This window comes from Enterococcus sp. 5B3_DIV0040, from assembly GCF_002140755.1.
GTDB classification, from domain to species: Bacteria; Bacillota; Bacilli; order Lactobacillales; family Enterococcaceae; genus Enterococcus_D; species Enterococcus_D casseliflavus.
The window spans coordinates 496,277-521,645 of the sequence record NZ_NGLC01000001.1; the positions used below are offsets into that span (position 1 = coordinate 496,277).

Here is a 25,369-nt window from a genome sequence, read left to right on the forward strand (position 1 = left end):
CGGTGAGCACATACAACATAGATTTTCTTTGAAATTTATCTAGGGGTGGAATGTATGAGTGAAAATTATCAATCATTAGCAAAAAAAATCGTCCAGTATCTGGGGGGACAAGAAAATATCACGGATGCCTATCATTGTCAAACACGATTACGCTTTAAAGTCAAAGATGAAAAGTGTATAGATCAAGGAGAACTAGAGGCACTCGATGGGGTTGCCAAATACATCAATAACGCAGGGGTACATCAAGTCGTGATTGGAACACATGTCAAAGATGTCTATGAAGAAGTCACAAAATTGGTTTCGCTTCAATCATCAGGGACGTCAGAGCCTGGGGAGAAAAAAGGGCCGGCAGCTGCAGTGATCGATTTTGTGGCAGGAACGTTTCAACCAATTATTCCGGCATTGTCCGGTGCTGGAATGGTTAAGGCAGTTTTGGCTTTGTTGATCGTCTTTGATGTGATCACCGCTGATTCGCAAACCTATTACATGCTGAATCTTTTTGCAGATGGTGTTTTCTTCTTCTTACCAATGATCCTGGCCTTCACTGTGGCACAAAAATTGCGATGCAATCCGATTTTAGCGGCTTCAGTGGCTGCTATGATGATGCATCCTAATTGGGGTGCCTTGGTCACAGCAGGCGAACCCGTTCACTTTTTTGGGGTTATTCCTTTTACATTAGCAAACTATACGGGATCAGTTATTCCGATCCTGATCGTGATTTTTTTCCAATCGTATGTCGAAAAGTTTTTGAACAAAGTGATTCCAAAATCAGTAGAACTGGTTTTTGTTCCAATGCTAACATTCTTGATAATGGGTACATTAGCCTTCTCGCTATTTGGACCGATCGGTAGTATCTTGGGTGGCTATTTGGCAACTTTCTTTACCTTCTTAAGTGTCCATGCTAGCTGGGTTCCAGCGGTTTTGATTGGGGGCTTTTTACCAATCATGGTGATGTTTGGTTTGCACAATGGGATTGCTCCTTTAGGGGTGATGCAAATGGCAGAACTTGGGTATGACAGTATTTTTGGTCCAGGGGCATTAGTCTCAAACATAGCTCAAGCAACCGCAGTAGCAATTGTCGCATTGCGTACGAAAGAGAAAAAGACTAAGCAGTTGGCGGTATCAGGGGCGATTACTGCCTACATGGGGATTACTGAACCCGCTTTATATGGAATCAATTTGCCAAAAAAATATCCGTTAGTTGCGGCAATGATCGGTGGGGCTTCTGGTGGTTTGTATGCTGGCTTGACCAATACGCATCGCTTTGCGACCGGTTCGTCTGGTCTCCCAGCAGTCTTACTATATATCGGTGATGATACGATGCGCTATTTTTGGAATATCATTATCGCATTGGTGATTGCAGCTGTGGTGAGTGCGGTCGTTACCTATGTCTTAAGTTTCAAATATGAAACAAAAGTGACAATTGATGTTCCAGATATGAAAGCAGTAGTCTTAGAAGATACCCTATTGATCAATCCTGTACCAGGAACCGTGATGCCACTGAATCAAGTCAAAGATGACGCATTTGCTTCTGAAGCACTCGGAAAAGGATTTGCGGTCGATGAACCCATCGGTGAAGTCATTGCGCCTTTTGATGGAAAAGTCGCTGCTGTTTTTCCTACCAAACACGCGATTGGATTGGTTTCAGACACGGGAATTGAATTGTTGATCCATGTCGGTTTAGACACAGTGGAACTAAATGGTCAGTATTTTGATGCGTTAGTAGAAGCAGAGCAAAAAGTTACAAAAGGACAGCGACTGCTGACGTTCGATGTACAGCAGATAAAAGCTGCAGGATATGTCACACAAGTACCGATCATCGTTACCAATACACCACAATATACCGCAGTCGAACTTGTGAAGGAAGGATTGGTAGCTAAAGAAGAGGAAGTACTTGTAGTCAAAGTTTAGGAGGAAATAACATGGGATTATCAGATGATTTTTTATGGGGTGGTGCAACGGCTGCCAATCAAGCAGAAGGAGGCGTATTAGCAGGAGGACGTGGCTTATCAAATGTCGACCTCTTACCAACTGGTCCTGATCGCGCAAAGGTCGCTACGGGTGAACTGGAAATGTTGGAATGGCAGGAAGATTCTTTTTATCCAGCCCAAACGGCCATTGATATGTACCACCATTATATGGAAGATATTGCCCTTTTTGCCGAAATGGGGTTTAACGTGTATCGGATGTCACTTTCTTGGTCACGGATTTTTCCGAATGGCAATGACGAAGCGCCCAACGAAGAAGGACTGCTTTTTTATGAGAAAATCTTCAAAGAATTGAGAAAACATCAAATCGAGCCATTAGTCACGATTGCCCACTTCGATGTTCCGCTGCATTTGATCAAGGAATTTGGTGGCTGGAAAAATCGCCGACTCATTGATTTCTATGTGACTTATGCGGAAACCGTCTTCCAACGCTATCGCGGGTTGGTCAAATATTGGCTGACGATCAATGAAATCAATATTTTGCTGCATCAGCCCTTTGTAGGTGGCGGGATCGTCTTTAAAGAAGGGGACAATCGTCAAGAAATCAAATACCAAGCAGCGCATCATCAGTTAGTCGCCAGTGCCTTAGCAACCCAAAAGGCTCATGAAATCGATCCGACCAATCAAGTTGGTTGTATGCTGGCTGGTGGCAGTCATTATCCTTATACTTGCCGACCTGAAGATTACCAAGAAGCAATCAATCGTGATCGCGAAGGCTATTTCTTTATCGATGTGCAAGCCCGAGGCAAATACCCCAATTATGCCTTGAAAAAATTTGAGCGAGAATGCTTAACAATCAAAATAACACCTGAGGACGAGGCGATTTTAGCGGCTTCTCCTGTTGATTTTGTCAGTTTTTCTTATTACTGTTCTCGAACGGTCAGTGCCCACCCAGAAGACTATACGCAAGCGACAGGGAATCTCTTTCCATCAATTAAAAATGAACATCTATCATCGACTGAGTGGGGGTGGCAGATTGATCCGTTAGGACTGAGAAATTCATTGAATCAATTGTATGATCGCTATCAAAAACCGTTGTTTATAGTAGAAAATGGGTTAGGGGCGATCGATACCCCTGATGAGAATGGGTTTGTCGCAGACGATTATCGGATCGACTATTTAAAAAAACATATTCAAGCCTTCAAAGATGCGGTGACGATCGACGGCGTGGAACTACTTGGTTATACTACTTGGGGTTGTATTGATCTTGTAGCAGCCAGCACCGGTCAAATGAGTAAACGCTACGGCTTTATCTATGTGGATCGAGACGATCAAGGCAACGGCACCTTGAAACGAACCAAGAAAAAATCCTTTGAGTGGTATAAAAAAGTGATCGCTTCAAATGGGGAAGTTTTATAATATACAAAAAGAATGACACGAGAAAATGTGTCATTCTTTTTGTATTGTGTCGTGCAACATCAGGACAGGGAAGCAGGAACTCTTTTTTTACACGAGCCAATGGTGGACGCTTTGCAACGGCTTGCTATTTTTTCCCTGCAAAATGCGTAAAACGAACAAACTGATTTTGGGCTTCTTCTTGTAAAAATTCTTTTGGTGTCAGTTGAAATTCTTGTTTGAAGCAGCGTAAAAAATGGGTATAGGAGTTGAAGCCGCAAGCTTCGAAGGTGGCGGTGGCGCTTCTGGTTTTACGTAAAATTTCTTTGCTCTTTAAGAGTCGTTTCTTGACGACATAGGCATGAAAGGCGACGCCAGTTTCTTTTTTGAAGGTCCTTGAAAGCGAGTATGGGCTCATGAAAAGGGCTTTGGCGACGGTCTCTAAGGAGAGATCAGCGGTCAAATGCTGATTGATATAGGTAATGGCAGCCAAAATGTCTTTATTTTTATAGAGTGAGTCGGATAAAAACAGCGGTTCTTTTTCCTGATAGGCAATCGTATTGATGGAAATCAAAAACGCGATCAAATGATTTTGATAAAGTAAGTCGGTGCCATAATTGCTATCCGTTTTTTTGCGCAAAGGTCGCAATAGCTGGTCTAGTTGGTCGGCATCGATCGATAAAATACGACTGTTGATGCCGCCGTTGCTACGAAAACAGGCAGTGAGATCTGTTTGGGTAGTGGAGAGGGCAGCGAGATAACTAGGATTGATATACAGGTAGGTTCGCTCGAAAAAATCAGAAGTTTGATGGACGATTCGATGCAAGACATTCGGAGGAATCAAGATGATCGTACCAGGTTCTAAAGGGAATTCTCCGCCATCGATAAAGAAGATCGCTGATCCTTTTAAGGTACAGTGAATCTCATAAAAACTATGGTAATGATAAAGGGTATTGCTTTCTTCTACGATGTCTTTGATATGAAAGGTCTCAAAGCGATCGTTGATCATCGTGTCCGCACTTTGCTTCTCCATGATTGGCTCCTTTCATGCTCGTTTGATTTTATCATACAAGAATAGATAGTAAAGTGTCAATAACTGCTATTTTTGTGTAAATGTAAGCGTGTTACGATCAATCTATCAAAGAGAAATGAGAGGATGAACCCAATGGTGATTTTAGAACAGTTATTTGTGGAAAAACGTGTCGTGGAAGAAAAAATTGATCGCATGATCGAAAATTTAACGACGATCAAGGATGATAATGGTGAATTTCTATTAGACTTTGACGGCTTGATCGTTGATGATAAAAGCTGGGGGATTTGGAACTGGCCGCAAGGGGTGGGACTATATGGCATTTATAAAAACTACCAAATCACCAAAAATCTTAAAGCGCTCCAAGTTGTGGAAGAATGGTTTGAGCAGCGGATGTTAGAAGGCGCGCCGCCTAAAAATGTCAACACGATGGCGCCGCTTTTGGCAATGGCGTATCTTTATGAAGACACCAAAGATTCTCGTTACTTGCCTTACCTTGAACAATGGGCGGAATGGGTCATGCATGATATGCCGCGAACCGACGAAAATGGTCTGCAGCATGCGACCTATGGACCAGAAAATCGCAACCAGCTTTGGGACGATACCTTGATGATGACTGCTTTGCCTTTGGCGAAAATTGGCATGTTGCTGAATCGTCCGGCTTATATCGAAGAAGCAAAACAACAATTTATGATCCATATCAAATACTTAGTGGATAAAAAAACTGGGCTTTGGTTCCACGGCTGGACCTTTGAAGAACGCCACAATTATGCACAAGCGCTTTGGGCAAGAGGCAACTGCTGGATCACCATTGCGATTCCTGAGATCATTGAAATTCTCGACTTGCAAGAAGGAGATGCGTTACGGGGCTTCTTGATCAATACCCTCTTAGACCAACTAACTGCCTTGCAAGAAATGCAAGATGAAAGTGGCCTGTGGCACACCTTGTTAGACGATCCTAGTTCGTATGTGGAGGCTTCCGCGACGGCTGGTTTTGCCTATGGGATTTTAAAAGCCGTTCATAAGCGTTACATTGACAAAGCTTGGGAAGATGTTGCCTATAAAGCGTTAGCCGGTTTGATCGAACAAGTCGCAGAAGATGGAGAAGTCCAAAATGTTTCCATCGGTACTGGAATGGGAGAAGACTTGGCGTACTACAAAAACATTGCGATTACGGCGATGCCTTACGGGCAATCACTGACAGTCTTAGCATTTACTGAACTATTGGTTTCATTTTGTTAAGTTAAACACCTTAGGCAATGAAGAGAGGAGCAGACAAAGATGATCAAAAAAGCGATTCGGATGAAGCTACATCCTGGATATGAAGCAGAATATGAAAAACGGCATCGCGAACTATGGCCAGAACTAAAAGAGCAGCTCATAGCACACGGGGCGAAAAGCTACCAGATTTTCTTAGATCCAGAAACCCTTGCGTTGTTTGGCTACCTTGAGATTGAAGATGAAACCCGCTGGCAGCAGTTAGCGGCAACCGAGATCAACCAAAAATGGTGGCATTACATGGCAGAACTCATGGAAACAAATCCTGATGATTCGCCAGTGACACAGGAGTTAAAGGAAGTCTTTACGCTGTAAGCTAGACAAAACGCTCATTCCTTAAAACGAACACGGTCGCATCAGTTGTTTGACATCAATCACTCGTTAGTCAAAGAGGTAGCTCGCTCACATTCGTGAGCGGACTACCTCTTTTGTTGAAATAGCAAAACAATGCTTTCGTTATAGAAGAAACGTTAAGAGAGAAGGGCTTTTTCTTGTTGCTTCAAAAATTTCTTTGGTGTCATACCAGTAATCTTTTTGAACGTTTGAACAAAATATTCAGGCGCATTGCTAAAGCCCGTCATCGCTGCCACTTCGTAGACTTTGTAGTTTTTCTTCAGCAGTTCTTGTGCTTTTTGGATGCGGTATTCGGCTAATTTTTGATTGAAGCGAATCCCGGTTTCTTTGTAATAGGTTTTTCCTAAGTATTCAGGATTCAAGTACAAAAGATGGGCTGCGATCCATTTCAATGACAATGCTTCATGGTCATAATATTCTTCGATGATCAGGTTGACCTTTTGGGACAGCTGCATGTTCTCGCTATCATCTAAGCTGCCCCGCATCAAATCGATACAGTGAAGCAGCATAAACTGGAGTTCGTGCCAATTATTCAAGAGCATGATCTTTGGGGAATAGTCATCAAAGTAAATGTCTTTTTTGATGCGATGGTTTTCAAAAATTGCCGATAACAAATCGTTGACCTGCAGCCGCAATAGTTGGACAGGGTAAAGCTCCATGCGACAGGTAGAAAAAAAGTTTTCCGTAAGAACTTGGGCTAAAGTCAGTTCGCCTTTGTCGATCAATGCCAAAAGTTTTTCACGGTATTCCATATAGAGACTATTTTCATAGACATTTTCTTGTGAGATTTGGGCTTCTTGGATGACTTCAAAGGTATCAAAATAAAACTCCTTATCCAAGTTCCGCTTGCCTAAATGATAACTGAGTAAAAATTTTTCGGGAGTTTCGACCCAGCAATTGATGGCGATCCCTTTTCCTAGATGCGCAGCCTGTACCTTCGTTTTAAAAAAGAGATTAAAGGTATTTTCCGTACTGAAGTTCAGGATATAGCCAACTTTGTTTTGATGACCGATCACCAACTCGTGATGGTTCTCATAGCTTTCGATCCGCTTAGCGATGGCGTGATAGAATTTCGAATCAAATAAGTACATACAAAATGGAAAAACGAACGATTCAGGCAGCGGTTCTTCTCCGCAGCTATTGATGTATTGTTCAATTTGTTGTTTTAAATAGAGGGTAGATTCCATTTGGCGACGTTCAGAGCGTTCGATCGTCTCAGCCAACGCTTCTGAAAGCTTGCTCGGAAAAACAGGTTTTTCAAGGAAAAATTTGACCCCTAAAGCCATCGCTTCTTTGGCAAAGGAGAAGCTGCCAAAACCTGTCAAAATAATGATTTGAATCGCAGGATTGATGGCTTTTAATTTTTTGATCAAGGCAAGTCCATTGACTTTAGGCATATTGATGTCGGTAATCACGATGTCGATGGTGTTTTGCTGACAAAATGCCAAGGCTTCTTCACTGTCTGTGTAAATTCCTTTGACCACTAATGGGAAATCAAAAGAAGCAACGAGGTTAGCCACACCATTTGCTATCAAGGGTTCATCGTCAACAACGAGGATATTTTTCATGTTTCACTCACTCCTTTTAAGGGGATCACAAAGCGCACCGTCGTCTTTTTGAAGGGAATCGAGGAGACGATGGCTAACGACGCTTGATCACCATAATGCAGTTGCAATCGTTTTTGAATATTGGTCAATCCGATGCCGCCTTCTTTTTCAATCGAGAAGTTGGCTTTAAAACCAGGGCCATTGTCAGAGACACTGACTTGGAGAAAGGTTGCTTGTTGTTCAATCGTGAGGATGAGTCGACACGTTTCCTTCATATCATTGACGGCGTATTTAAAGACATTTTCAATCAATGGTTGAATTAGTAACTTAGGAATCTTAAAGGACAGGTCATTCACCAAAATTACTTCGATATACTCGATCCGTTTCCCGAAGCGAACGTTTTGAATATTGATATAGGCATGCACGATATCTAACTCATCTTGCAGCGTCGTGAAGTCAGACTTGGTATCGATTTTTTTACGAAACAAATAGGCAAGGGAGGTGACCATCTCTGAGATCTGCCACTGCTGATTTTCAATGGCGATCCAGTTGATCGAGTCTAACGTATTGTAGAGAAAATGCGGATCTAATTGCGCTTGCAATCCCTTAAATTCGATTTCTTGGGACAAAATACGCATTTCATAATTGTCCTTGATCAAGGCATTTAATTCATCGATCATCGTATTGTAGCTTTCGTAAAGGACCATGATCTCTTCTTGACTATTTTCTGGGACAGCGAGGGTCTTTAAAGAGGCCAGTTTTTTCGTTTTCCGCAGAACGGCCATTTGCGAAGCCAAGTCAGCTAAAGGACGGGTCAGCTGATTGCTTATTTTCCGAATCACAACAATAATCAAACATAAAAAAGGCAAACTCACAGCGATGGAAAGGCCTTGTAGTTTATAAAGATCCGCTAAGACTTGGTTTTCAGGCAGTAAATAAATGAAGGTCATATTCGGCATCGTCTTCCGATCCATTGCATAGTAGTACTGGCGATTATCAAACGTCATGGAGCCGATCGATCGCTGGAAGGTTCCTATTTTTTGCTGCAAGGTATTTTGATCCGCAGCGAGGGTTTGCTCGTCATTTGCGGTACTATAAAATTGGTTCTGATACGCCATGAAAAATTGGTTTTGTTCAGAGACAATGGGAAGACTTTCGATCTCGTTACGAAAGAAGGACGTATTGACTAGAAATATCACCGTACCAATATAGGTTAAAGAAAGATCGGCTGTTGAATAGATTTTTCGCAGGTAGACACCTTGAGAAAGGTCTTTTGCAAAAAACCAACTCCCTTTGGCAGGCTTATCGGGCAAAGTCTCGATCATATCTTTGATGGTTTGGCCATTAAAGATATGGTCGGTCTCGGCTAGAAAGTTGATCATGTTTTCGTTCGTTGGGGTAAAGAGATAGACGTTTTGAATCGTTGATTCATTGCGTACGAGGGCGTTGATTTCTGCACTTAAGGCATTCTTTTGGTCGATCGCCTCTAAGGATTGCAAGGAATCTTGTGCCAAGATCCTTTGTAGGCCATTTTGGATCGGTGCACTATCAATAATGCGAAAAGAGAGGGTTTCGACGGCAGTTAAACGTTTGGCGATATTTGTTGAAATGATCGAGACATCTTTATACGCGGCTTCTTTCAGCTGCGCCATGTAGACTTGTCGCCAAACTAAGGTCAGGAGAACAGCCAATGAGACGATAATTGCCACCGTCGCAAAAAAGACAAAATGTAACTGTCGCTCAAAAGGCTGCTTTTTAAAGTGATTGATCAGCTTCTGGGACTTCATGGACACTGCCTCGCTTTGCTTGCAATTGTTTGGTTTTTTCAATCATCTGACCATGAAAAAATTCAGCGAAAAACAAGAAAATCACTAGTCCAAAGACGAGTAACAAGGAGGTTTTGGCAGTCAATAAGAGAAACAATAAATACCAGGTAAACAACAAGGCAAGGCCTTGCAGTGGGTAGCGAAAGACTAGAAAGATACTGACGTACAAGGTCTGTTTCCAAGCGTGTTGTTCGGCTTTGGCATAGGTCATAAAGCTGATGAATGCAGTGTAAAGGAGGAGAATCGTTAAAAGTAAATAGACAGGGCGCAGCCAAGCCATTTCAGTCGGGAAAAAATGAGTAATCCGTAAGTTAAACAACAACAGGAGTACTGTACTCAATAATCCGATGCCAAAAAGGGAAAAGGTGCGAAAGGCTTGCTTGTAGGCTTGCCAGAAGGCAACAGCTGAATAGTCATGGCCAGTTTTACGAAAATCATGTAAACATTTAATCGTGACAGCGGTGGCAGGACCGAAGCCAAAAATCCCCAACCCTAAAAGGGTAAAGAAAAGCCATAAAAGGTTTAATTTAGCAAAATAAGCTGTTACCGTAAAAAGACGAAACAGTCCGGTTTGTATTTTTTTCATTGTTTCCACCTACCTTGTTTTCTGAAAAGTAAGCCTTTTCAACGCTAGTATAGCATAGTATATTGGAAAAAATAGAGCATGTCTGTTTTTTTACATTTTTCATCTGTTTTTCTATTTTTTTCTAGCTATTGCCCGTGAAGGCTTAGCCTTCAGCAAAAACGACAGTCTAGTTTTTCACATATTTGCTCTTGTTTTTTCATTTTTATTAACGAGGATTTCCATTACAATCACCTTGTAAGCGCAAACAAAAAGGAGTGTAGAAGAATGAAGAAAACTTTTTTAAAAGCAGCGAGCTTGTTGTTTCTTGGTGCGACCTTAGCAGCTTGTGGCAACAACGGCAATAGTAGCGGAAGCTCAGAAGCTGATGCAGATGGGAAAACGACGATTTCCTTTACCTGGTGGGGCTCAGAAGTCAGACACGAGAAGTATATCGAATCGATCAAAGAATTTGAGAAACAAAATCCTGACATCAAAGTTGAATATGAATATGGTTCTTGGGATGACCATTGGAAAAAACTAGCAACAAAAGCGGCTTCTGGAGAATTACCTGATGTGATCCAGATGGATGTGCAGTACATTGCGCAATATGGAACGAAAAATCAATTAGCAGATATGTCGGAATTTATCGGCAATGAGATTCAAACCGATGATATCAAAGAATCAATTTTAGCAACTGGCGAGTTAGATGGAAAAGTTTTTGGCATACCAACTTCTGTCAATACGATGGCGATGCTCTACAATCCCTCATTGGTAGAACAAGGGGGCACTGGGATCGACTTTAGCAATTATACCTTCGATGACCTTGTAGAAAGTACGGCAGCGATCGCTGAAGCAACCGGTGATTATGGTTGGAATGATAACAATGACAACAGTACGATTTTGCAATACTTTTTACGTACTAAAGGCGAAGATCTATACCAATACGATGCAGACGGCAAACCAGAGATCGGTTTTACCAAAGAAAACTGGATTGAATTTATGGGGGCTATCGCAGATCTTACGCAAGCCAAAGCAATGCCAACCGCAGAAGTGACTAGCAATGCCAACAGTATGGATCAATATCCGTTTTCACAAGGAAAAGCAGCCTATATGATGACTTGGTCCAATCAATACTTGACCTATAAGGCCTCCGCCGCAGAAGATGTCGAAATCAACTTGGCTCGTCCATTCGACTCAGAAAACGGGGCGATGGCGTATCGACCAGGGTTCTTTTATTCGATCGCGAATGCTTCTGAATCAAAAGAAGCAGCTGCGAAGTTTGTTGACTTTTTAGTAAATAGTGAAGAAGCCAATAAGATCATCGGTACTGAGCGGGGGATTCCTTCCAATGATGCCATCAAAGAATTGCTTTATGCCGACATGACACCAGAAGAACAAGAGTCCTCTGATTTCTTAGATGATATTGCAGACATCGTTGGTGATCCATCCCCAATCCCACCAATTGGGTTTGCTGAAATCAACACGTACTTTAAAGAGCTGTACGCAGAGATCACTTATGGCACCATGACACCAGAAGAAACTTATGATGCCTTTACGCAACGCTGCGAAGAAATTTTTGCAGAAAACTATCAATAAGCATAGCTGCGACGCCTTTACTGACTTTTTCAGTAAAGGCGTTTTTTTAGGAGAAGCAATGGAGGAAAAAATATAGGTCCTCTAGTTTTTCACATTTCTGTGCTTTTTTTTCTATTCATTCTTAAGAAGCACTTCGTTAAAATCAACTTGTAAGCGTAATCAACTATAGGAGGTAGGAAGTGAAAATTATGGAACTACAATCAAAATCACCCACGGCAAAAGAGCCTGGGAAACTCAAAAGCTGGTTTAATCGATTACCAGAATCAAAACAGAATATGGTTACAGGCTACTTATTTATCTCACCCTTCATCATTGGCTTTTTTGCTTTTATTATCGTCCCGATGGGGATTTCTCTTTTTATGTCTTTTCATGACTATGATTTATTGACAGAGGCGCAATTTGTTGGCTGGAATAACTTTAAGACGATTTTTACGAATGATCCCAAGTTTGTTCAGTCACTGACTGTTACGCTGAAATATGTTGTGTTGGCAGTCCCTTTACGGCTGATCGTCGCATTAGCAGTGGCGATGCTGATCAACCGCCCATCGAAATTAAGCGGCGCTTATCGGGTATTATTTTATATCCCTTCGATTTTAGGTGGGAGCGTGGCGGTCTCGATCATGTGGCGGAATCTTTTTGGCGATTCAGGGTTGATCAATGGCGTGCTAGCGGCGATCGGCTTAGACCCGATCTACTTCTTTAAAAGTCCTGGCTTAGCGTTGATGACCTTGATTTTATTAGCAGCGTGGCAATTTGGCTCGTCGATGTTGATTTTCTTATCCGGTTTGAAAAATATTCCGAAAGATTATTACGAAGCGGCAGAAATTGATGGGGCAGGGAAAATCAGACAGTTTTTCAATATCACGGTTCCAGTCCTGACGCCAATCATCTTTTTCAATCTGATCTATCAAACGATCATGGCCTTTTTGACGTTTACACCTGCGTTTATCATTTCGAATGGGACGGGTTCACCCCGTAACGGCACGTTAGTCTATTCCTTGTACATGTATCAACGAGCCTTTACCGATTTCAAAATGGGCTATGCTTCAGCCTTAGCGTGGATTTTACTGGTCATCGTTGGGTTGATTACGATTCTGTTGTTCGCAACATCGAAATTTTGGGTGTTTAAAGAAAACGAGGAGGTTTGATTGATGCGTGAACAAAAACAAAATTATTTCTTTGATGCCGTGATCTTAGTTGCTGCATTACTGATGCTTTATCCGATTTTCTGGCTGCTGTTTAGTGCCTTTAAACCTAGTAGTGACATTTTTCGAACGGCAACGGAGTTGATCCCCCGAAACTGGACGTTAGAAAATTTTACCAAGGGGTTTGAAGGGATCGCAGGGATTCCCTTCATTCGCTATATTTTCAACTCGTTGCAAATCGCGTTGATTTCAATGGTAGGGGCGGTCTGTTCTTCGGCTGTCATTTCTTATGGATTTGGTCGAATTCCTTTCAAAGGAAAAGGCTTTTGGTTTGCTTGTATCTTGGTCACGATGATGCTGCCGCAAGAGATCATCATGGTGCCTCAGTATCTTTGGTTTAATCAATTAGGCTGGCTTAACTCGATTCGTCCGGTAACCGTTCCTTCATACTTCGGACAAGCTTTCTTTATTTTCATGATGGTTCAATTCGTCTCTGCGATCCCGACAGATTTAGATGAAGCAGCAAAAATGGACGGCTGTGGACGGGGCGGTATTTTCTTCCGCGTGATTCTACCGTTGATGAAGCCTTCCTTGGCAAACGCTGCGATCTTCTCTTTCTATTGGAAATGGGAAGAACTGATCGGACCGATGCTGTACCTTACACGTCCGCAAAACTACACGGTATCGATTGCCTTAAAGCAGTTCCTAGATGCTAGCAGCACCTCCAATTGGGGAGCGATGTTCGCGATGTCTGTGGTCTCCTTACTGCCTGTGTTGATCATCTTCTTTATTTTTCAAAAATACATTGTTGAAGGCATCAGCACGACTGGTCTTAAATAATTGTGGAAAAAGATATTCGCTGTTTTGGAATATCTTTTTTCTATTGAATGAATTCGTTGAAGAAAGGACAAACCGATGGAACCATTTCAAGTAATTGATTTTCATGTCGTACCAAGCACGATCGGCGCTCATCAAGCGACCCTTATTTGGGAGAAGCCGCTGCACGCTCAAGCTATTTTTGGTTATCAATTGTTTTTAGACAACGATTTGATCCAAACCAGACCAACAAACAAGACGCATTGGACGTTGACAAACTTATCTGCCGATCAAACGTATCAAGTAACGATCATCTGCCTCGATCATCAGGGGTGCCTGCTTACAAATACCGCAGTCACGACGACCTTTCGTACAAAGAAAAAAAGTGTTGTGTTAGATGTTACGCAAGCACCCTACCATGCTGATAGCGCAGGCAAAGAAGATAGTACCGCCATTCTCCAGCAAGCGATCAACGATTGCCCTAGCAATGGCACTGTCTGGATCCCAACAGGGGCGGTGATCCTTTCTGGTGCGTTGGAGCTAAAAAGCAATATGATTTTTCAGGTAGATGGCACATTGCAAGCAAGCCTCGACATAGAAACGTATCGGGTTGCCCCTCACGAGTATTTAGGAAGCGTGAATCAAGAGGGCTTACCATTAAGCCGTTATGAAGGCTGGGAATTGTTTTGCTTTCGTTCATTGATCAACATTGGGTATATCGATCAAGGCGATCGAGGGCGTATCGTTTGTGAAAATGTCCGTCTTTGTGGCAAAGGGACGATCATTGGTGGCGGAAATCCATTAGGACTGGCGATGCGAAACCCTTATGCAGATCGTGAACAGTATCCAGAATATGTTTCTGATGGAAAACCTGGAAGACGAGTAAGGGGACGTTTGATCTGTATGATGCAGGCCAAAAACATCCATTTGACAGAGCTGACGTTGATTGATCCACCATGCTGGACTGTTCATATGATTTACTGTGACACCGTTGTGACCCATGGGGTGAATATTCAGTCCAAAGGCATCGACAATGGCGATGGTTGGGATCCAGATTCTTCGCAAAACTTGCTGATTTTTGACACCGTTTTTGATACGGGTGATGATTGTATCGCAATCAAATCTGGCAAAAATCCAGAAGGAAATCAGATCAATAGACCAGCGAAAAATATTCGGCTGTTTGATTTGGCTATTCGTGGGGGACATGGCATCGCGATTGGTAGTGAGCAATCTGGTGGCGTCGAAAATATCTCCTTTCGAGATTGTCAACTGACCAATACGCTTTATGGGCTAGAATTGAAAGCGCAGAATGATCGTGGTGGCTATATTCGTCAAGTGACGATCACCGATTGCCTGTTGGATCGTTTCATGGCTCATCCTGTTGCTTACAATGCCGATGGTCAGGCAGCCCAACAGTTACCGATCATTTCGGGTATTTTGGTCAAGAATACCCGTATCGTAGGGCAGAACCCTTTGGTCGAGCTAAAAGGGTTTGTCGATGAACAAGCACAGCAGGTTTCACCGATCCAACGCGTTGCTTTTGAGTCAGTTGCCTTTGAATCAGCTAAAGGGCAAAAGAAAATGATTTTTGAACAGTGTCAGGAGGTCAGCTTTAAAGAGGCAGCGATCATTGATCGAGCGGCCATAAGTGACGCAATAAGTTGCCAAGAAACAGTCGAACTATCCATGGTGGGACAAAAGAAACTCACGTAGAACAAGCTTTTGAAAATGATCTGCGTTGGTTCTCCCAATGAGAAACAGTTAGTTAAGCACCTTATTTCCTCCCTTGACAGGTTGCGCCTTTTTGCTTTTGTAGACAAAAAGGCGCATTTTTCTAACAAGAAAGGACGATGCAAAAAAAGACGATCCCCAGAAATCAAAAAGGACTTTCATTTCCCGATAAGGGGACTATAGTAAAGAATGTAGGGAAAAGGACGCCAGAAAGCACATGGGAGAAGACAACGAGATGTGCCAAGAGGAACGCTTTACTTGATGGACAGCGCCAGTAAGAAGCACTCAGTTCTATCCAACGAAATGATAGATGAAAAAAGGTTGGCGATGCGCAATTTTTACAATCATGGGTATCGACAAACCTATCAACAGCTTAAAACAAAAACGTAGGAGGCAAGCAAGAATGGAAGACATCACGCAATTATTGCAACGAGAAATTGACCAAGCATCAACTGTGCAGGGAACAGTGATTACACCACCCGGCGCCTATCAAATCGGCGCATTGTTTTTAAAAAGCAATGTGCACTTGATTGTCTCAGAGGATACGATTCTGTATGGTAGTCAAGAACTGGCCGATTATCCCGAAGTAGATAATCGGGTCGCAGGGATCAATATGAAGTGGCCTGCAGCGATGATCAATGTTTTTCACGCAGAAAATGTCATGATCTCTGGAAAAGGAAAACTTGATGGTCGTGGAGAAATATGGTGGCAAACGTTTTGGGGAACAGATGAAGCCAGCGGGATGATGGCGGATTACGCAAAGAAAGGCTTACGCTGGGCAGCAGATTATGATTGCAAGCGCCCACGAAATATCCTTGTTTATGAAAGTCAGCAAGTAACCATCAAAGGCATTTCGTCGGTACAGTCGGGTTTTTGGAATACCCAAATCACGTATTCTCACCACATATTGATCGACGGCATCACGATAGACAATGGAAAAGGGCCTAGTACTGATGGCATCGATATTGATTCCTGTGAAGAAGTCACGATTCAAAATGCCTACATTTCCTGCAACGATGACAATATCTCGATCAAGGCGGGACGTGGGGCAGAAGCCTTAGCCCAGCAAAGAAGCTGTCGGAAAATCACGATCAAAGACTGTCAGTTAGGGTATGGTTCAGGAATTGCCATTGGTAGTGAAACTTCGGGTGGGATCGAAGAGATCAAAATCCAAAAAGTCGTCTTTGAGCAAACTGGCGCAGGGTTTCGGATCAAATCCGCCAACAATCGAGGTGGATTTATACGCAAGGTCACTGCTTCGGATTTAACGATGAAGGATGTTGGCTTTCCTTTTCTCTTACAAACAAATTGGTACCCAGATTATAGTTATCCAGAACTGCCAGCTGATTATGAGGAAGAGATTCCCGACTATTGGCACAAATTGATGGTACAACCAGCTATTCCAGTAGGTCCAGCAAAGGTCTGCGACATTACTATTGAAAACGTGCAAGCTACCAAAACAGGACAACAAAGCGTGCGTGCTTTTTTCATCGAGGCCAGCCCAGCAGAACCGATCCGCAATCTAACATTAAAAAATCTTTCCATCCATGCCGACGAGTTCGGCAAGATTGCAGGGGTTGAGAACTTAAAGATGGTGGAAACGATCGTCACTGCGTTAGCGCCAACCTTGGATCAAAATGATGTGTATGAGCGGTAGTAGAGAGACAACGAGAACGTACATCGCTAAGTAGGAAAAGAGAGGGGCACAATGAGGGAAAATTTTATAAAGAAATATATTGATACATTTAATCACAATGATGAAGAACTTTATTCTCAATGTATATCAAATGCTGACGCAGAAACCTGGATGATGCAAAACGTCCCAGTATTTACATGTAATCAACCATTATTTGAAGAAGCATATTATTTTCGATGGTGGGTATTTCGGAAGCATCTGAAAGCCACACCAGAGGGAACGATCATAACTGAGTTTTTACCACCCGTTCGTTGGTCAGGACCATACAATTCCATCAATTGTGCTGTTGGACATCATCTTTCCGAAGCTCGTTGGTTAAAATGTGGTCGCGAACTCATTCACGAATATGTTGATTTTTGGTTTAAAGGCAGTGGAAATCAGTATGCCTATTCGTCTTGGATCATTGATGCGATCAAAAATTATGCGATTCTTTGGTCAGATGCTGAGTATGGTGTTCAGTTATTACCTCATTTGGTAACCTTTTATCAAGAGATCGAAACGCATCATCTGACTCGTTATGGTTTGTTTTGGTCAAATGATGACCGGGATGCCATGGAGTGTTCTATTAGTGGTAGCGGATTGAGGCCAACATTAAATAGTTACATGTATGCCAATGCCTTAGGAATTGCCTATTTTGCCGAGCAAGCAGGTGATTCTTCACTTGCTAAAGACTATCGAAATAAAGCGTCACTTTTAAAACAAAATATAATAAAGTATTTATGGGATTCTGAAGAAGAATTTTTTAAAGTGATTCCCTTAGAGGATAAAGATGCGCAAATTGCAACATTTGACTTTAAACAAATACCAAAGCAACACAATGTAAAAGAATTGATTGGCTATCTCCCTTGGCTCTTTGGTATTGCCGAAGATACTCATGCGAGGGCTTGGCGCTATTTGAGTGATCCCATGTGTTTTCACGGTGAGTATGGTCTGACTACAGCAGCCAGAGATCATCTGTGTTATAACTTACCCAGTGAGAAAAATCATGAGTGCCTTTGGAATGGACCATCTTGGCCGTTTGCCACAACCCAAACGATCAATGCAATGATAGCCTCACGTCAAAACAAAAATAGTTCACTTAAAGCAACAGACATTTCACGAGAATTGCTGACCTATGGGAATAGTTTTTATCGAAACAAAGCAGATGGGACAAAAGTCAATTGGCTTGATGAAAATATTGATCCAGATACAGGAGAATGGCTTTCCAGAAAAATTTTAAAAGACCAGAACTGGCCCATAGGAAAAGGTGGCTATGAACGTGGAAAAGATTACAATCATTCTGCTTTCAGTGATTTATTCATTCGTGGATATTGTGGTATTCATCTTTCTGATGAGGGACTGCTGACGATCGATCCAATTAAAGATACGACGCTTGAGTATTTTTCTTTTGAGGATTTGCCGATGAAAGGTGATTTTATTTCTGTCTGGTATGATCGATCAGGAGAACATTTTGGCAAGGGCGTAGGCATTACGGTATTGATCGATGGCAAACACTATCAGAGTAAAAATAAGATTGAAATCAGTTTGTAAAGGACCAAGAAATTGGTCTTTTTTAATTTGAAAAATTTACAGCCTAATTGGTTTGGTCACAAGTAACTTCTTAAGAGAATGTGCTACTTGAGTAAGAAAGATCTGTCCATCTATTTAGAAGCATAGCATGAAATTAGAGACGGATAGAGAAAAGAGAGCGAAGATTTTAAGCCAAGAGCCAGTGCTTCAGATGTTCTTACTTTTTTTGGAAAGGGAAGACTCAGCAGATCGTTGTCAACAAACCCCTACCTAGCCATATATCAACGATTAACAAAAAATGTCAATTGCTGGAAATCCTGCTTTTCGTTATGCTTTTGGTATTGAAAGCGGTTTATTTAATCGGGCTCAACAACAAAATCTAAGGAGGAAAAGTAGTGAAAAAATTAAGTACGATTCTTGGTTTGGGGTTACTATCAGTCGCTTTTTTGTCGGCATGTGGGAAGGAGGAAGCAGGTTCCACAACAGATTATGATACGATTTCGATTTTATCGCCGTACATTGAAACTGAACCCCCTGCAAGTGACAACGAGATTTTGAAGCAATTAGAAGCGTACACTGGCAAAAACATTGATATTACCTGGGCACCCAATACATCCTACGAGGATAAAATGAATATTACGTTAGCTTCAGATGATATTCCAGAAGTGATGGTCATTCAAGGAAAATCAGGAGGATTTATCAAGTCAGCAGAAAATGGCGCTTTTTGGGATTTGACCGACTATTTAGCTGATTATCCTAATCTCTCTCAATCTAACGAGGATGTTTTGCGTAATTCTTCTGTGAATGGCAAAGTGTACGGAATTTATCGGAAACGTGATGCGATGCGGACGGCGGTGATCATCCGAAAAGATTGGTTAGAAAACTTAAACTTAGATGTACCAGAAACGATCGATGATCTCTATGAGGTTGCCAAAGCATTTACTGAGAACGATCCCGATGGGAATGGTGAAAATGATACGTTTGGTTTGATTATTCCCCAATGGCCTGGTTCGATCAATTCAAATAGCCCTTACGATGTGTTAGCTACTTGGTTTGGGGCAGGAAATGCTTGGAAAGAAATAGACGGCACTTTAGAGCCATCCTTTATGCAACCAGAATACCTAGAATCAATGCAATTTGTTAAAGATATGGTGGAACAAGGCTATGTCAATCGTGATTTTGCAACCATGGCAGCAGATAAATGGGATGAGCCGTTTATCAATGGACGTGGTGGGATCATTATTGATACGTATTCACGAGCAGCACAAATCAGTAATAAATTATTGCAAGCTGGAGAAGAAGACCTCGTCGTCTTTACAGGGAATTTAAAAGATAATAGCGGTACGATGAATGCGTTACCGACAGATGGCTATTCTGGTTTCTTGGCGATTCCTAAGTCGAGTGTCCAGACAGAGGAACATCTAAAAGAGGTGTTGACGTTCCTTGATAAATTAAATGATAAAGAAGCACAGGTGTTGCTGAACAACGGAATCGAAGGAATCAATTTTGAAGTAGTGGATGGAATGTCCGTCGCACTAGAAGGATCAGAAGCTGAAGCGTTAGCCAATGCGGTCAAAGGGTACTCACAAATTGGGATGAATGTAACGGAAGATACCCTGTACTATATTGCTAAGCCTGATACAGAAGCGGCTACTGAAAGCTATGAAAAACGATTGTCACTGATGGAAGCTGATTTAGAGCACGCTGTCTTTAACTCAGCAGCCTCCTATAATACAGATACGTATGTAACAAAAGGGGCACAGCTTGATCAGATCATTAGTGATGCGCGGGTTCAATTTATTGCAGGACAAATCGATGAAGCGGGTTGGGAAGCTGCGATCGAACTTTGGAAGAATCAAGGAGGCACGCAGCTGATGGAAGAAACGAATGCCCTTCATCAAGCACAATAACGACAGTCGAAGAAGGTTGAGTGGATCTTGCTCTCAACCTTTTTCTTTTTCAATAATTTTTTTCAGCTAATTATTCAGCTAATAAAATGGAGTACTATTCAGGTGAGACGAGACAGGTAGTAAGAAATCAGAAAAGAAAAAATGGAAAAAAACAAGTGGAAACCCTAATCTAACGCTTGATATCAAGGAATTCAAAAAAAGTCAATTGTTAGAAATGTAGGTCAAGTTTACTATGAAAAGAGAAAAGTAGCTCATATACGCATAAAAGGAGAAGAAGAAATGTTAGCGAAATTGATCTATGAAAATCCGCTGAACCAAGCAGTAGATATTCAACACTTTATTGCTGAAGGAGAGCCCAAAATTACTTTCCAAGACGGGATGATTCTGGCGAATACGTATTCTGAAGAATCAAACAAACAACCACATTTTGTTTTATGGCTGCCTCAACAATTTCCAGCGGACCTACGAATCACCTGGCAGTTTCAACCACTGGCTGAACCAGGCTTATGTATGCTCTTTTTTGCAGCAACCAATCGCAAGGGTGGCTCGATCTTCGATTCTGGAGTACCCAAACGAACCGGGTCATATCCCGAGTATCATTCTGGAGGGATCAATGCTTACCACCTTTCTTATTTTCGAAGAAAGTATGAGGAGGAACGGGCGTTTGAAACGTGTAATTTGCGCAAAAGCCATGGGTTTCATCTGGTCGCCCAAGGCGCAGACCCACTTCCGAGTGTAGCAGATGCCCGAGGGTTTTATCACCTAAGAATCGATAAGGTAGGTGCAACGATTTCCTTTTGGATCAACGACTTATTGGTGTTAAGGTACCTTGATGAGGAACAGTTTGGTCCCGTATTAACTAAAGGAGCGATCGGATTTCGGCAAATGGCGCCAATGAAGGCCCGCTATAAAGACTTGAAGGTATATTCCTTAGAGGAGGAACGGTGATGAATTGGCAGAAAGCATATCAAGCAGCAGATTTTGTCTTTTATTGTTTGCTGATAAATGTAACCGTTATTATAGGTGCGCTAGTAGGTGGGATCATCTTTGGACTGGCGCCTAGCGTACAAGCAGGATTCCACGTAGCAAAGAAAACCCTTAAACAGGAATCGCCGCCTTTTTTTCAAACGTTCTTTGGGTATTACCGCAGGAACTTTTGGCGATCGAATCGCTTGGGCTTACCGATCATTCTCTTTTATTTGTGCCCCATGATGGTGATCCAGCAAGGATTTTTAGCGGCATTGACTCAAACAGGCTTGATCCTATTGATCGTTAGCCAATGCGTAGCGATCGCTGTGATCAATACATTGCTTAGCATGTACGAATATTATGTGCTCCCAACGAAGAAGTACCTAGGCGCTTCGCTACGCTTTCTTTTTTTTCAACCTATTGGCACCTTTTTAGGCGTCCTTTGGTTTGGGATTTGTAGTACGATCAGCTTTTTTCTCCCCGGTCTCCTTCCATTTTTAAGTATTGGGATGTGGATCATTGGCACAATGGGGATTTACTTGAAATTATTTGATGAAAATGAACAAAAGCTAAAGCAACAAAACGATGCAGTTCAACCTGCAGAGAGGGAAGAGGAGGAAATCGAACATGGCATTGAAATGGCTCAAAAATAAACCTAAGGGAAAACGTGGGCTGAGTTTTGGGTATCCATGGGAAAAAGGAGCTTTACAACCTGAGGTTCTAAGGGAGGAACTGTTTTTGCTGGGGGAGGAACCGCTGCAAACGAAAGTACTGGCTTACTGGCCAGATGGCAGTGTGAAATGGACAGGACACAGTGGTCTGGTGGCAGAAACGACGCAGTTACTTTTTCAAAGAAAACAGCGTGTCCAGAAGAAACAGGCGATTGCTAGGGAAGCTTACAACGGTATTTATTTTGACAACGGTACGATCAAAGGCTTCTTCCCGAAACATGGGGAAGGGAAAAATGTATTGGACTGGGTAGCGGTCAATGGGCAGAAAAAATTGCAAGATCTTCACGCAATCCTGCAATACCAAAACAAAAAGGTGCAGTCCAAAGTAACGGACTTGATGTTGGAAGAAAATGGTTCAGAAAAAGCCGTTATCAAAGTATCGGGCGTCATTGAGATCAATCAAGAAGTGGTGCAAGAGTTTATTTTACGGTTCCGCATCTTTCGCGAAATCAGCAAATTGGAAATCATTCATACGGTCATTATCATCAAACCACTTGCTTATGAAGGCATGGGGATAGCATTTGATTATGCGTTGACAGGTGATAATTGGAATCGACAAGTCAAATTTATTGCAGACGCTGTGTATCATGAAGCGGCACAATTGTTACTTTCACGGCGACACTATCAGCAAAACATTCCCTATCAACAACAAGCCAGTGGACAGCTCGTTTCATTGACCCCAGCGGACGAGCCGATGCTGTCTCATGCGGTGGAAAATGCTATTTGGGACAATTTTCGGGTCAATCAAATCAATCATCGGTCATTTGAATTAGAAAAACAGACCGAAGCTGGGTACTGTTGGTTGCCCATTGGGGATGGCGAGCATTATTCAGGTACCTTTTACGCTGGGGGAGAAACCGGCGGCGTTGCTTGCAGCATGGAGAAATTTTGGGAAAAAGCACCATCTGCGATCGAGGTGACAGGCATCACCCAAAAAGAAACTCAAATCACGATGTGGCAGTGGTCACCGAATGCCAAGCCAATGGATTTTCAGCACTATTCCAAACGGGATCATATGCTTAGCGGATACGAAGGAATGGAAGAGATTCGTTCGACGGCAGTTGGTGTAGCAAATACGACGCGTTGTTGGTTGGATCTATATGAAGAAGCCCCGTCAGAAGAAGTGTTGCTGGGCTTAGCTCAAGAAAACCAAGAACCTGCCCAGATCGTTTCATTGCCTGAGCGTTATCAAGAGACGAAGGTTTTTGGCAGGATCAGTTTACCAGACGAATCAACGAAAACGAAACAGTTGCTGGAGCAACAATTGACTGAGATGCGTCAATTCTATTTAGCAGAAGTCCAACAAAGAAGTTGGTATGGCTATTGGAACTATGGTGATGTCATGCATACCTATGATCAATTTCGACACCAATGGCGCTACGATCTTGGTGGGTACGCTTGGCAAAACACTGAATTGGTCCCTAACATGTGGCTTTGGCTAGATTTCTTACGGACTGGTGATCCAAGCGTTTACTATCTGGCTGAAAGCATGACGAGACATACTTCAGAAGTCGATCAGTACCATGCTGGTGAATACAAAGGATTAGGGTCACGGCATAATGTCATTCATTGGGGCTGCCAAGCAAAAGAAGTTCGAATTTCAATGGCGGGTCTCCATCGCTACTACTACTATTTGACAGCGGATGAACGCATTGGGGAGATTATGGAACAAGTCAAAGACAATGAAACCTATGCTTTTGATGCGTTACCACCGATGCGCGAGTTTTATGAACGAGAAACGAAGCGGATACCGATTCGCATCGGACCAGATTGGGCTGCGCTAGTCTCGAACTGGTTTACCCAGTGGGAACGGACGAATGATCCTGTTTACCTTGAAAAAATTCGCACCGGCATCACCTGCATCAAAGCCATGCCCCAGCGCCTATTGTCTGGTCCCACAGTGTTATTTGATCCACAAGACAAAACCTTATCTTATATGGGAACTGGGAATTTTGGCGGCTATCACATGGTCATCTCCTTTGGGGCACCGCAAGTTTGGTTAGAACTTGCTCAAGTGCTGGAAGACCCCGAGTGGACAGAGATGTTAGGGGAGTTTGGCTGGTTTTATAGCTTGAGTCCTGAGAGAAAAGCAGAAGAATCAAACGGGGTACTGACGGAACCTCATTTTGCCTGGCCAATGTTTGCGTCGACGATGATGGCCTTTGCTGGGCGAGTGCGTAACGATCAAGCAATTAGCCAAAGGGCTTGGCAGTTATTGCTTGATAATGACAAATCGGGTGTTCCATTGCCGATCGAAGCGACCATTGAAGCAGCGACAACGTGGAAAAAAATAAAAGAAATGCCGTGGGTATCGACCAATGTGTTGTCACAGTGGGGTCTAAATACGATTTGTTGTTTAGCACTGATCGGAGCGGAGTTAGAGGAGGAGAATGAATGGAAACAACAATAAAAAAAGTGCCGAAAACGAAAGAGCAATGGGGGAGTTTTCTCAACCATTTTAAACAAAATAAATGGCTCTATATTTTGACGATTCCCGGGATCATCTATTTTGCAGTATTTCGTTATGCACCGATGTATGGGTTGATCATTGCTTTCAAAGATTATGTGCCTTTTTTAGGAATCGCAGATAGTCCATGGGTCGGAACACAAAATTTTATGGATTTCTTCAATAATCCTGATTTCTTTCGGATCTTGTGGAACACGTTGATGATTGCCTTTTTAAACATCTTCTTTTCATTTCCAGCACCCATCTTTTTGGCACTGTTACTGAATGAATTGCGCAACAAGCTGTTTCAGCGGACCATTCAAACCTTCGTCTATGTACCACATTTTCTTTCATGGACGATCGTCGTTAGTCTTTGGCATATCTTATTCAACATCGATCATGGAGCGATCACTCAATTTATCGCTTCGTTGACAGGCGTTGAAATCGACTTTCTCTCAGACCCGCAATGGTTCCGCCCCATGATCGTGATGCAATCGATTTGGAAAGAGATCGGTTGGGGGACTATTATTTATTTAGCTGCCTTATCAGGTGTGGATCAGGAACAATACGAAGCCGCGATCATGGATGGTGCAGGACGTTTTCGTCGTGTGTGGCACATCACTTTGCCTGCGATTCGTTCGACGATCATCATTATGCTGATCATGCGGATCGGGTCGATTTTGTCTACTGGGTTTGATCAGATTTTCTTGATGACTAATCAGTTGAACCGAACAGTAGCAGATGTTTTTGATACGTATGTGTATATGATGGGGATCACCAATGGCGCTTACAGTTACTCAACAGCCGTCGGATTATTTAAATCGATCGTTGGGATCATCCTCGTACTTTGTACCAATAAATTAGCGAAACGCTTTGGCGAAAGCGGCTTATACTAAG

Annotated in this window: 19 protein-coding genes; 15 read left to right on the forward strand and 4 right to left on the reverse strand. The window is 42.5% G+C overall.

The window, feature by feature from the left end:
* Positions 1–54: 54 nt before the first annotated feature.
* Together A5883_RS02450 and A5883_RS02455 are read left to right on the forward strand one after the other, a co-directional pair.
* Complete coding sequence (locus A5883_RS02450; protein WP_086337945.1) at positions 55–1,911, forward strand: beta-glucoside-specific PTS transporter subunit IIABC; 1,857 nt, start codon at positions 55–57, stop codon at positions 1,909–1,911.
* A gap of 11 nt (positions 1,912–1,922) precedes the next feature.
* The gene (locus A5883_RS02455) at positions 1,923–3,347 is read left to right on the forward strand and encodes a 6-phospho-beta-glucosidase (protein ID WP_086337946.1); all 1,425 of its coding nucleotides are present in this window, start codon (positions 1,923–1,925) and stop codon (positions 3,345–3,347) included.
* 124 nt (positions 3,348–3,471) lie between these two features.
* On the opposite strand, the gene A5883_RS02460 is transcribed toward A5883_RS02455, so the two are convergent.
* The gene (locus tag A5883_RS02460; protein WP_086337947.1) at positions 3,472–4,356 is read right to left on the reverse strand and encodes an AraC family transcriptional regulator; all 885 of its coding nucleotides are present in this window, start codon (positions 4,354–4,356) and stop codon (positions 3,472–3,474) included.
* Between the two features lie 132 nt (positions 4,357–4,488).
* Between A5883_RS02460 and bglB the strand changes: the two genes are divergently transcribed.
* Both bglB and rhaM read left to right on the forward strand, forming a co-directional pair.
* Positions 4,489–5,595 (forward strand): beta-galactosidase BglB, encoded by a 1,107-nt coding sequence (gene bglB / locus A5883_RS02465; protein ID WP_086337948.1) that lies wholly within the window; start codon positions 4,489–4,491, stop codon positions 5,593–5,595.
* 39 nt (positions 5,596–5,634) lie between these two features.
* Positions 5,635–5,946 carry an L-rhamnose mutarotase gene (gene rhaM / locus A5883_RS02470; protein WP_060791390.1) on the forward strand — a complete coding sequence of 104 codons (312 nt, stop codon included), beginning with the start codon at positions 5,635–5,637 and terminating at the stop codon, positions 5,944–5,946.
* A gap of 155 nt (positions 5,947–6,101) precedes the next feature.
* Here rhaM and A5883_RS02475 read toward each other — a convergent pair whose 3' ends face one another.
* From A5883_RS02475 to A5883_RS02485, 3 genes are read right to left on the reverse strand one after another with little or no spacing between them, the layout of a single operon-like run.
* Positions 6,102–7,553, reverse strand: a complete 1,452-nt coding sequence (locus tag A5883_RS02475; RefSeq protein WP_005234181.1) for a response regulator — start codon at positions 7,551–7,553, stop codon at positions 6,102–6,104.
* A complete protein-coding gene (locus tag A5883_RS02480; RefSeq protein WP_086337949.1) occupies positions 7,550–9,319 on the reverse strand; it encodes a sensor histidine kinase in 1,770 nt (589 codons plus the stop codon). The genes A5883_RS02475 and A5883_RS02480 overlap by 4 nt, the downstream gene beginning before the upstream one ends.
* Positions 9,288–9,944, reverse strand: coding sequence for a DUF624 domain-containing protein (locus tag A5883_RS02485; RefSeq protein WP_010749870.1), 657 nt, complete (start codon positions 9,942–9,944; stop codon positions 9,288–9,290). The genes A5883_RS02480 and A5883_RS02485 overlap by 32 nt, the downstream gene beginning before the upstream one ends.
* Positions 9,945–10,208: 264 nt before the next feature.
* Between A5883_RS02485 and A5883_RS02490 the strand changes: the two genes are divergently transcribed.
* The 11 genes from A5883_RS02490 (at position 10,209) to A5883_RS02545 (ending at position 25,368) form a co-directional block, all read left to right on the forward strand.
* A complete protein-coding gene (locus A5883_RS02490; protein ID WP_086337950.1) occupies positions 10,209–11,519 on the forward strand; it encodes an ABC transporter substrate-binding protein in 1,311 nt (436 codons plus the stop codon).
* Positions 11,520–11,707: 188 nt separating this feature from the next.
* Positions 11,708–12,667, forward strand: coding sequence for a carbohydrate ABC transporter permease (locus A5883_RS02495; protein ID WP_016608843.1), 960 nt, complete (start codon positions 11,708–11,710; stop codon positions 12,665–12,667).
* A 3-nt stretch (positions 12,668–12,670) separates the two neighbouring features.
* Positions 12,671–13,504, forward strand: coding sequence for a carbohydrate ABC transporter permease (locus A5883_RS02500; RefSeq protein WP_086337951.1), 834 nt, complete (start codon positions 12,671–12,673; stop codon positions 13,502–13,504).
* A 75-nt stretch (positions 13,505–13,579) separates the two neighbouring features.
* Positions 13,580–15,193, forward strand: coding sequence for a glycosyl hydrolase family 28 protein (locus A5883_RS02505; protein ID WP_086337952.1), 1,614 nt, complete (start codon positions 13,580–13,582; stop codon positions 15,191–15,193).
* Between the two features lie 421 nt (positions 15,194–15,614).
* The gene (locus tag A5883_RS02515; RefSeq protein WP_086337953.1) at positions 15,615–16,868 is read left to right on the forward strand and encodes a glycoside hydrolase family 28 protein; all 1,254 of its coding nucleotides are present in this window, start codon (positions 15,615–15,617) and stop codon (positions 16,866–16,868) included.
* 51 nt (positions 16,869–16,919) lie between these two features.
* The gene (locus tag A5883_RS02520) at positions 16,920–18,437 is read left to right on the forward strand and encodes an MGH1-like glycoside hydrolase domain-containing protein (RefSeq protein WP_086337954.1); all 1,518 of its coding nucleotides are present in this window, start codon (positions 16,920–16,922) and stop codon (positions 18,435–18,437) included.
* A 374-nt stretch (positions 18,438–18,811) separates the two neighbouring features.
* Positions 18,812–20,326: an extracellular solute-binding protein gene (locus tag A5883_RS02525; protein WP_086337955.1), complete on the forward strand. Its 1,515-nt coding sequence runs from the start codon at positions 18,812–18,814 to the stop codon at positions 20,324–20,326.
* A 279-nt stretch (positions 20,327–20,605) separates the two neighbouring features.
* Positions 20,606–21,274: a DUF1961 family protein gene (locus tag A5883_RS02530; RefSeq protein WP_086337956.1), complete on the forward strand. Its 669-nt coding sequence runs from the start codon at positions 20,606–20,608 to the stop codon at positions 21,272–21,274.
* The gene (locus tag A5883_RS02535) at positions 21,274–21,948 is read left to right on the forward strand and encodes a YesL family protein (protein WP_010749862.1); all 675 of its coding nucleotides are present in this window, start codon (positions 21,274–21,276) and stop codon (positions 21,946–21,948) included. Before A5883_RS02530 ends, A5883_RS02535 begins: the two co-directional genes overlap by 1 nt.
* Complete coding sequence (locus A5883_RS02540) at positions 21,923–24,436, forward strand: exo-rhamnogalacturonan lyase family protein (protein WP_086337957.1); 2,514 nt, start codon at positions 21,923–21,925, stop codon at positions 24,434–24,436. Before A5883_RS02535 ends, A5883_RS02540 begins: the two co-directional genes overlap by 26 nt.
* Entirely contained in the window at positions 24,421–25,368 is a 948-nt protein-coding gene (locus A5883_RS02545) for an ABC transporter permease (protein ID WP_005234199.1), read from the forward strand. Before A5883_RS02540 ends, A5883_RS02545 begins: the two co-directional genes overlap by 16 nt.
* Position 25,369 lies beyond the last annotated feature (1 nt).